The sequence below is a fragment of the Eubacterium sp. 3_1_31 genome, assembly GCF_964249515.1.
GTDB lineage: Bacteria > Bacillota_I > Bacilli_A > Erysipelotrichales > Erysipelotrichaceae > Longicatena > Longicatena caecimuris.
The window spans coordinates 55163-61930 of record NZ_CAXUBY010000018.1 but is presented as its reverse complement, the minus strand read 5'-3'; the positions used below and the strand labels follow the sequence as shown (position 1 = coordinate 61930).

6 protein-coding genes and 1 tRNA gene are annotated in these 6768 nt (G+C 35.8%); 1 reads left to right on the top strand and 6 read right to left on the bottom strand.

The window, feature by feature from the left end; translation table 11 throughout:
* Positions 1–571: 571 nt before the first annotated feature.
* Complete coding sequence (locus tag ACESSZ_RS08980) at positions 572–1996, bottom strand: MATE family efflux transporter (protein ID WP_128125303.1); 1425 nt, start codon at positions 1994–1996, stop codon at positions 572–574.
* A gap of 427 nt (positions 1997–2423) precedes the next feature.
* Between ACESSZ_RS08980 and ACESSZ_RS08975 the strand changes: the two genes are divergently transcribed.
* Positions 2424–2510: transfer RNA gene (locus ACESSZ_RS08975), tRNA-Leu, on the top strand.
* Between the two features lie 128 nt (positions 2511–2638).
* On the opposite strand, the gene ACESSZ_RS08970 is transcribed toward ACESSZ_RS08975, so the two are convergent.
* The 5 genes from ACESSZ_RS08970 to ACESSZ_RS08950 all read right to left on the bottom strand — a co-directional run bounded on the left by ACESSZ_RS08970 (position 2639) and on the right by ACESSZ_RS08950 (position 6746).
* Positions 2639–3331, bottom strand: coding sequence for a biosynthetic peptidoglycan transglycosylase (locus tag ACESSZ_RS08970; protein ID WP_008979063.1), 693 nt, complete (start codon positions 3329–3331; stop codon positions 2639–2641).
* Between the two features lie 99 nt (positions 3332–3430).
* A complete protein-coding gene (locus ACESSZ_RS08965; RefSeq protein ID WP_008688752.1) occupies positions 3431–3646 on the bottom strand; it encodes a YneF family protein in 216 nt (71 codons plus the stop codon).
* 78 nt (positions 3647–3724) lie between these two features.
* A complete protein-coding gene (locus tag ACESSZ_RS08960; protein WP_017144640.1) occupies positions 3725–4057 on the bottom strand; it encodes a hypothetical protein in 333 nt (110 codons plus the stop codon).
* Between the two features lie 89 nt (positions 4058–4146).
* A complete protein-coding gene (locus ACESSZ_RS08955; protein ID WP_008688754.1) occupies positions 4147–5595 on the bottom strand; it encodes a 4Fe-4S dicluster domain-containing protein in 1449 nt (482 codons plus the stop codon).
* A 290-nt stretch (positions 5596–5885) separates the two neighbouring features.
* Entirely contained in the window at positions 5886–6746 is an 861-nt protein-coding gene (locus ACESSZ_RS08950; RefSeq protein ID WP_008688755.1) for a DMT family transporter, read from the bottom strand.
* Positions 6747–6768 lie beyond the last annotated feature (22 nt).

Here is a 6768-nt window from a genome sequence, read left to right as displayed (position 1 = left end):
CTCTCGTTGAGTGCCTGTTTATAATACATCAATTTATCTTTCATGTCAACGCTTATTTTTTATTTTTTTCACTTTTTTTAAAACCTTTACTTCAGCCCATTATCCCTTACCTTTCATTTTCATCCCTTTTATCTTCATGCATCTTCATTTTCGCTTTACTATATCGTTCAAGACATATAAAAAAAGCGTATGCTAAGCACAGTCAACACACGACAATTTTTATCACGCGAACAACCTATCCTATATATTCATTCGTGTTGCCTTTTAATCCTCTTTCATAATACACATCTTCTTGACACATATCCAACTAAGGTTTTTGATAAAATAACAAACAAATGATATAACGTCAATTCATCATATAAAGAAAAACATATTCAATTATATAAAATAATAGTAATCTTATCCGATATATGTTCATCCTCGCATTGCCACACGTGATCATGAATCATTCGATTCTTATATTATTCTTTCATAACCGAATATTATTCTTTTCATAACTGATATCTTTTAAGTATCACATATTGCAGCTAAATACCCATTATTACGCAAAGTTACTTACCATCGCATATTTCTATTCCATTGACTCATGATATTCATTAAGTGCATCACACTCTTCATAGCTATGTGTTTCTTTAGCTTCCATATCTTGTAATAAATTTCTAAAATATCGAACAAATAATATGACGGTCGTCATTACTGCCAATGTATCTGCAATCGGTTCTGCCAAAAACACCGCAAACACCTTATCCGTGAAAAACATTGGCAGAAGATAAATCAAAGGAATTAACACCAATATTTTACGAAACAGGGCAAGAAACGCTGAAGTTTTTGCATTGCCTAAAGCAATAAAGGTTTGTTGACAAGCAATTTGAGCACCCATCAAGATACTACCAGCCATATAAATACGAATTGCCCAAATGGTAATATCAGATAAAGCAACATCACTTGTGAAAACAGCAGTAGGAAGTTGTGGCACCGCCATACAAATCAACCACATGATTGCAGCATAACTCAAACAACTGATCATCAAAATTCGAAAAGCCTGTTTTACGCGCTTCGCCTGATTAGCGCCATAATTATAACTGATAATCGGCTGTGCACCTTGCGTGAATCCGCTTAATGGCAACATCGCAAACTGCATCAAACTTGATAGAATCGTCATTGCCCCTACTGCCAGATCACCTCCATAACGCAAAAGAGATGAATTAAAACACAACACCAATAAACTTTCGGTAGCCTGCATAATAAATGGAGCTGTACCCAAAGCAATACAAGGAAGTAAAATTTTAGTTTGAATGCGCATATTAGCTTTATGTAAATGCAATCTTGTTTTTGATCCATTTAGAAAACACAAGACCCAAACACAAGAAATCCCTTGTGATAACACAGTTGCTAATGCCGCCCCCTGAACACCTAACTTCAACACAAATATCAATATGGGATCGAGCACAATATTAGTGATTGCACCAATAACAACAGTTAACATACTGATTTTGGAAAAACCTTGCGCCGAAATAAAGGCATTCATCCCTAAAGTCATCTGTACAAACAAAGTTCCAAGCGCATAAATAAACATATATTGCTGTGCATATGGCAATGTATTTTCACTAGCGCCAAATGCCAACAACAACGGTTTTTGAAACACTATAACAACGATTGTTAAAATGATGGAACATAGCAATAAAGATGTAAAGCAATTGCCCAAAATCTTTTCAGCGCTTTTATCATCCCCTCGCCCCATAAAAATAGATGCTCTTGGTGCTCCTCCGGTACCTACCAGCTGTGCAAAGGCAGATATGATCATAATGATTGGAAAGCATACGCCGACACCTGTCAAAGCCGTTGCACCAACATCAGCAATATGACCAATATACATACGATCTACCATATTATATAAAGCATTGACCAATTGTGAAAGAATCGCCGGAATCGCCAGCATAAAAAACAATTTTTTTACTGCTTCTTTTCCTAAATCCACTTCTTGTGCTGCCTTCATAGTTCTCTCTCCTTTTACCATTTTGAGCTATTAAAATAAACGTTACTTATTATAGCACACATCTATATTTTGTCAAACGCAAAACAGCAATCCATGCAGGTGGAAAGCTTTCGATATTTTGCCCTATTGATATAGTAAATATAGATGGGACAACCTCTTAGCCCTACAACTTAAGTGCTTAGTTTATATTCGCCATAACTAAATATACTCAGAATTGATTTAGAAATCATTATCTAGTGAAACGCCAGAAACATAGCACCGTATCAGAAGTGAACCATTTCCATTAATAGCTGCACAAAAAAACTAAGTCTGCAAAAGATAATGTTTGCTTACAAACAGCTATATTTCACAGTTATGAAATTTCTATAAAAAAATTACAAAAAAAGATTGCAATTCACAATAAAGTACGCTATAATAATCGAGCAATGCCCGAGTGGTGAAACTGGTAGACGCAACGGACTCAAAATCCGTCGGTAGCGATACCGTGCCGGTTCGAGTCCGGCCTCGGGCACCATATAGATAAAAGTGAACTGTCCCATGGAAATCGGGCAGTTTTTTTGTTAAAAAATCCATAAAAAAAGAGGGTTAAAATAGATTGTTATAAAGTGTTAAGTTTCCTCTATTTTATATCCTCTTCTCACTTTATTGCAAAAGTTGCTGCATCTCATGTGAAGTCAAAACATCTGTATCTACCATAGCTTCCAATACCTGTTTTTGCCGCAGCCTTGCTTCCTTATAATGATTGCTTAATTGATAATTACTCGGTGATTGTGGTAACCCAGCTAATAACGTTGCCTCATCGATGGTCAACTCGCTTGGTTCTTTATGAAAGTAGCCATGTGCAGCCTCATAGATTCCAATATGATTATCACCATAATTAATTACGTTGACATAAAGTTCTAATATTTCTTTTTTGCTTAGTTTTTTTTCAAGATCATATGCAACGAAAATCTCACTTACCTTACGTAAATAACTTGGCTGATAGTCAAAATAAAGATTTTTAGCAAGTTGTTGCGTTATCGTGCTTCCACCTCCGACAATACCATGAGCAAACACATTTGTAACCGCCGCCCGTAACATGGAGCGATATTCCACGCCATGATGTTCATAGAACCGTCTATCTTCAATTGCCACAGTAGCTGTAAATAAATTTTCGTTTATCTTATCAAACGTCACATAATGTGGACGTTTTCTTATTTCAGCCACCTTATCTGCAATACTCACATCATCAATTGCCTTCACATAATTTACATAACCGATACCGATAAACAAGATACTAATGATTAAGAGCAGCAGTAGGAAGATACTGATTAGTTTTTTTATTATTCTTTTCATCTTATCACCACTTTACATACATGATTATAGCATAGCTTTGTCCATAAACTGGCAATCTTACAAATTCGTTAGTCCAAAAGAAAACACGGTTGCCCGTGTTTATCTGTTCGCATTTACTGATTTCATTATCTGTTTGATCTGTGCTTCTGATGGTTTTCTGCCCATCTGTAAGAACATTGCACGAATCATCTTTTCATTGATTGGGGGATTCTCCTTCAGTTCTTTCTCAAACTTCTTCTTTGTAAAATAGAATCCTAAAAAAGCACCGATAAGCAATCCTGCCAGTGTAAATAAAATCGAACTAACGAAATCCATATGTAATCCTCCTTACATTAAGGTTATTTTACTATTTTTATAATGATTTTACAATAGTTTTCGCTAAGAAATCCATCTTTAAACTTCTTGAGGAAGTAATACGTGATATGGATACTTACGAACTAATAAATTTAAAAAGGGATTATCTGCATTATCCAGTGATATAGAATATGTATGAAGTTGTATCTCATAACAACAATCTTGCAACTCATCTTTTAATCGCATGAATTCATGATTCCATTGTACCATCTGATCAAAATAAGAAATTGCACTTGTATATAGCATCTCAGCATCTATCTTATGTAAAATTGCATCACATTGTTCATTAGACAATACTGTGATATCCTGACATACGTTAGGATGTTTCTTTAACATCACATAAAAATTTTGTTTAACTGCATAAAATTCCATCATCATCACCAGAATGATTGTATCACATTGAAAAACAAAGCATCTGTCAAAACATGTCGACAGATGCTTATCATTTTAACGTTGCTTTCTTAGTGATGCAAGTCAATATCTGAAAAATCAAATGCTTCCAAAGTAGAGGCAATTGTTTTATCTTTTAATGGTAAATTTTCTTTAGCCATCTTAGCCTTGACTTTCATACCATTTTCAATTGTTGCAGGTCCACAAATACAACCGCCTTGACATGCCATACCTTCCAATACATCCGCCTGGAAACGGTTCACCTTCATCATCAATAAAGCCTTTTTACATTCTGCGCTTCCATCCGCATATTGAGCCGTAATGGTTTCATCGTCATTTTCTTTCAATGCTTCGACAACCGCCTTTGAAACACCGCCGCCGATAGAGAAATTACGTCCGTGAACAGAAGCTGTATCGCCTTCTCTTGCTGTTACATTTTCTGGTGAAATGTGTTTTGATACAAACATTGCACCTAGTTCTTCAAATGTCAAACAGTAATCTACATCATTATCCTGCACTTCTTGTTTTTTTGCCACACAAGGTCCAATAAAGACCGTTTTCGCTCCTGGATACTGTTTTTTCAAATAACGAGAAGTTGCCACCATAGGGCTAACCATATGGGATACGTTATTTTCATAGACAGTTGAGAAATGCTGTTTTGCCATATTCACAAATGCTGGACAACAAGATGTAGTAATCTTCTTTCCTTCAGCCTTATGTTTCTTCGCATCTTCTTTTTCATACCATGCAACTGCATCCGCTCCAATTGCAGCTTCATATACATCACGGAATCCTAATTGACGTATTCCTTCCATCACTTGCGGCAATGTAGCATTATCAAACTGCCCTTGCATTGCTGGAGCAAAAATAGCATACATCTCTGTACCTTTTTTCAATTCTTCGATAACATCGACCATCCAAGACATATCTTCGATTGCTCCAAATGGACATTTTGCCTGGCATGCACCACAATTAATACATTTTTCTTCATCAATTTCAGCCAATCCACTTTCTCCCATACTGATGGCATCTACAGGACAGCTCTTCATACATGGACGCTGTGTTTCTACGATAGCATTGAATGGACATGCATTTTTACAAGCACCACATTCTTTACATTTATCATAATCAATAAAAGCATGATCATTCCCCATATGAATTGCATCAAATTTACAAGCAGACAAACATGCTTTAGCCATACATTTGCGGCAATTATCTGTCACCTGGATTTTATGGATGCTACAGCCATCACATGCTGCATCAATGACACGTACGATCTGACGTTTATTTTCATGTTCAACAGGTACCGGAGGTTTTCCCATCGCCATGCGCGTACGCTGACGAATAATCTCCTTTTCTTTATAGATACAGCAACGAAAATCTGCCCGTTTTCCTGGAATCAAAAGATTCGCAACTTCATCACATGTATCCTCATTCAATTTTCCTTCAAAACTGCGTTTACTTACTTCACGTAAAACATCGAATTTGAATTGTCTAGCTTCATGATCAAATAATGACATAATATCCTCCCATACTTCCTCTTTATGCAAGCAAATTTGCTTGTGCTTTTTTTAACAAGCACATTATAGCATAAGAAAACAAAGAGCAAAAGACGATTTTTAATTTTTTCATCCTTTTTATCTAAAAATGTTTTTGTTTACCATCTAGAAACAAAAGCATTTAGTATCTAGTATTTAACTTTAATATTTTAATCTTCATGCTTTTCGTTTTATCCGTATACAACCGTGCGTTATGGAAGACGATCAATAGTTTATACCTTCCTTTTTTATATACGATAGTATCTCTGATGTTATTCCTTTTTTGTTGGTTTATATTCCATATAAAGCACACTGCCAAAAATCATGCAGGCACCCACCAACATTGGCAGCGTCATCATTTCATGCAAAATGAGAAAGGAAAAGATGGATGCAAACAAAGCTTCCATAGATAAGATCAAGCTTGCTGTATTGGCTGTTGTATACTTTTGAGCATACGTTTGTAATAAATATGCCAATAACGTGGATATAAAAATAAGATAACCTACATTCCCTAAAGCCTCAAGTCCAAGAGTTGCTGGAGCTTTTTCAAAGGCTAAAGCACAGATTGTAGACAACACACCGGCTGTTACCATCTGCATGGCTGTCATACAGAAAGCATCCGTATGTGCACTATAACGCTCTAACGCAATGATATGTAACGCAAAAAATAATGCACAGATGATGGATAATAGATCTCCAAAACCAATCATGAACGCATCAACACGTAACGTCAACAATGCAATACCACCCACACATAATAGGCTAGCGATGATTTCTTTTTTATGTGGCCTTCTATGAAATAACAACCATAGCAAATATGGTACAAACACAACATTTGTGGCTGTCAAAAAAGCATTTTTGCTAGGTGATGAATATTTAAGCCCAAATGTCTGAAAAGCAAAGGCTAAAAATAAGAAAACACCTGTAATAATACCATGTCGTATTTCATCTTTACTCAATTGTCTTAATTTTTTCCAACAAAAACATACCGGAAAAATGGCAGCGCCAACAAAGCGAATCATCATAACATAAAATGGTGAAATCGCCGCAAGCGCACCATTTGTTGCTAAAAATCCTCCGCCCCAAATAATTGTCACAAACACAAGCATCAAATTTGCATATTGTTTTTTCATCCCATCACCTCACTGCTCATTA

What these genes read in the sequence shown, in the direction of transcription:
- ACESSZ_RS08960 (WP_017144640.1), bottom strand. Translation starts at nt 4,057, where the DNA reads ATGGAATTTTATGCAGTTAAACAAAATTTTTATGTGATGTTAAAGAAA.
- ACESSZ_RS08970 (WP_008979063.1), bottom strand. Translation starts at nt 3,331, where the DNA reads ATGAAAAGAATAATAAAAAAACTAATCAGTATCTTCCTACTGCTGCTC.
- ACESSZ_RS08955 (WP_008688754.1), bottom strand. Translation starts at nt 5,595, where the DNA reads ATGTCATTATTTGATCATGAAGCTAGACAATTCAAATTCGATGTTTTA.
- ACESSZ_RS08965 (WP_008688752.1), bottom strand. Translation starts at nt 3,646, where the DNA reads ATGGATTTCGTTAGTTCGATTTTATTTACACTGGCAGGATTGCTTATC.
- ACESSZ_RS08980 (WP_128125303.1), bottom strand. Translation starts at nt 1,996, where the DNA reads ATGAAGGCAGCACAAGAAGTGGATTTAGGAAAAGAAGCAGTAAAAAAA.
- ACESSZ_RS08950 (WP_008688755.1), bottom strand. Translation starts at nt 6,746, where the DNA reads ATGAAAAAACAATATGCAAATTTGATGCTTGTGTTTGTGACAATTATT.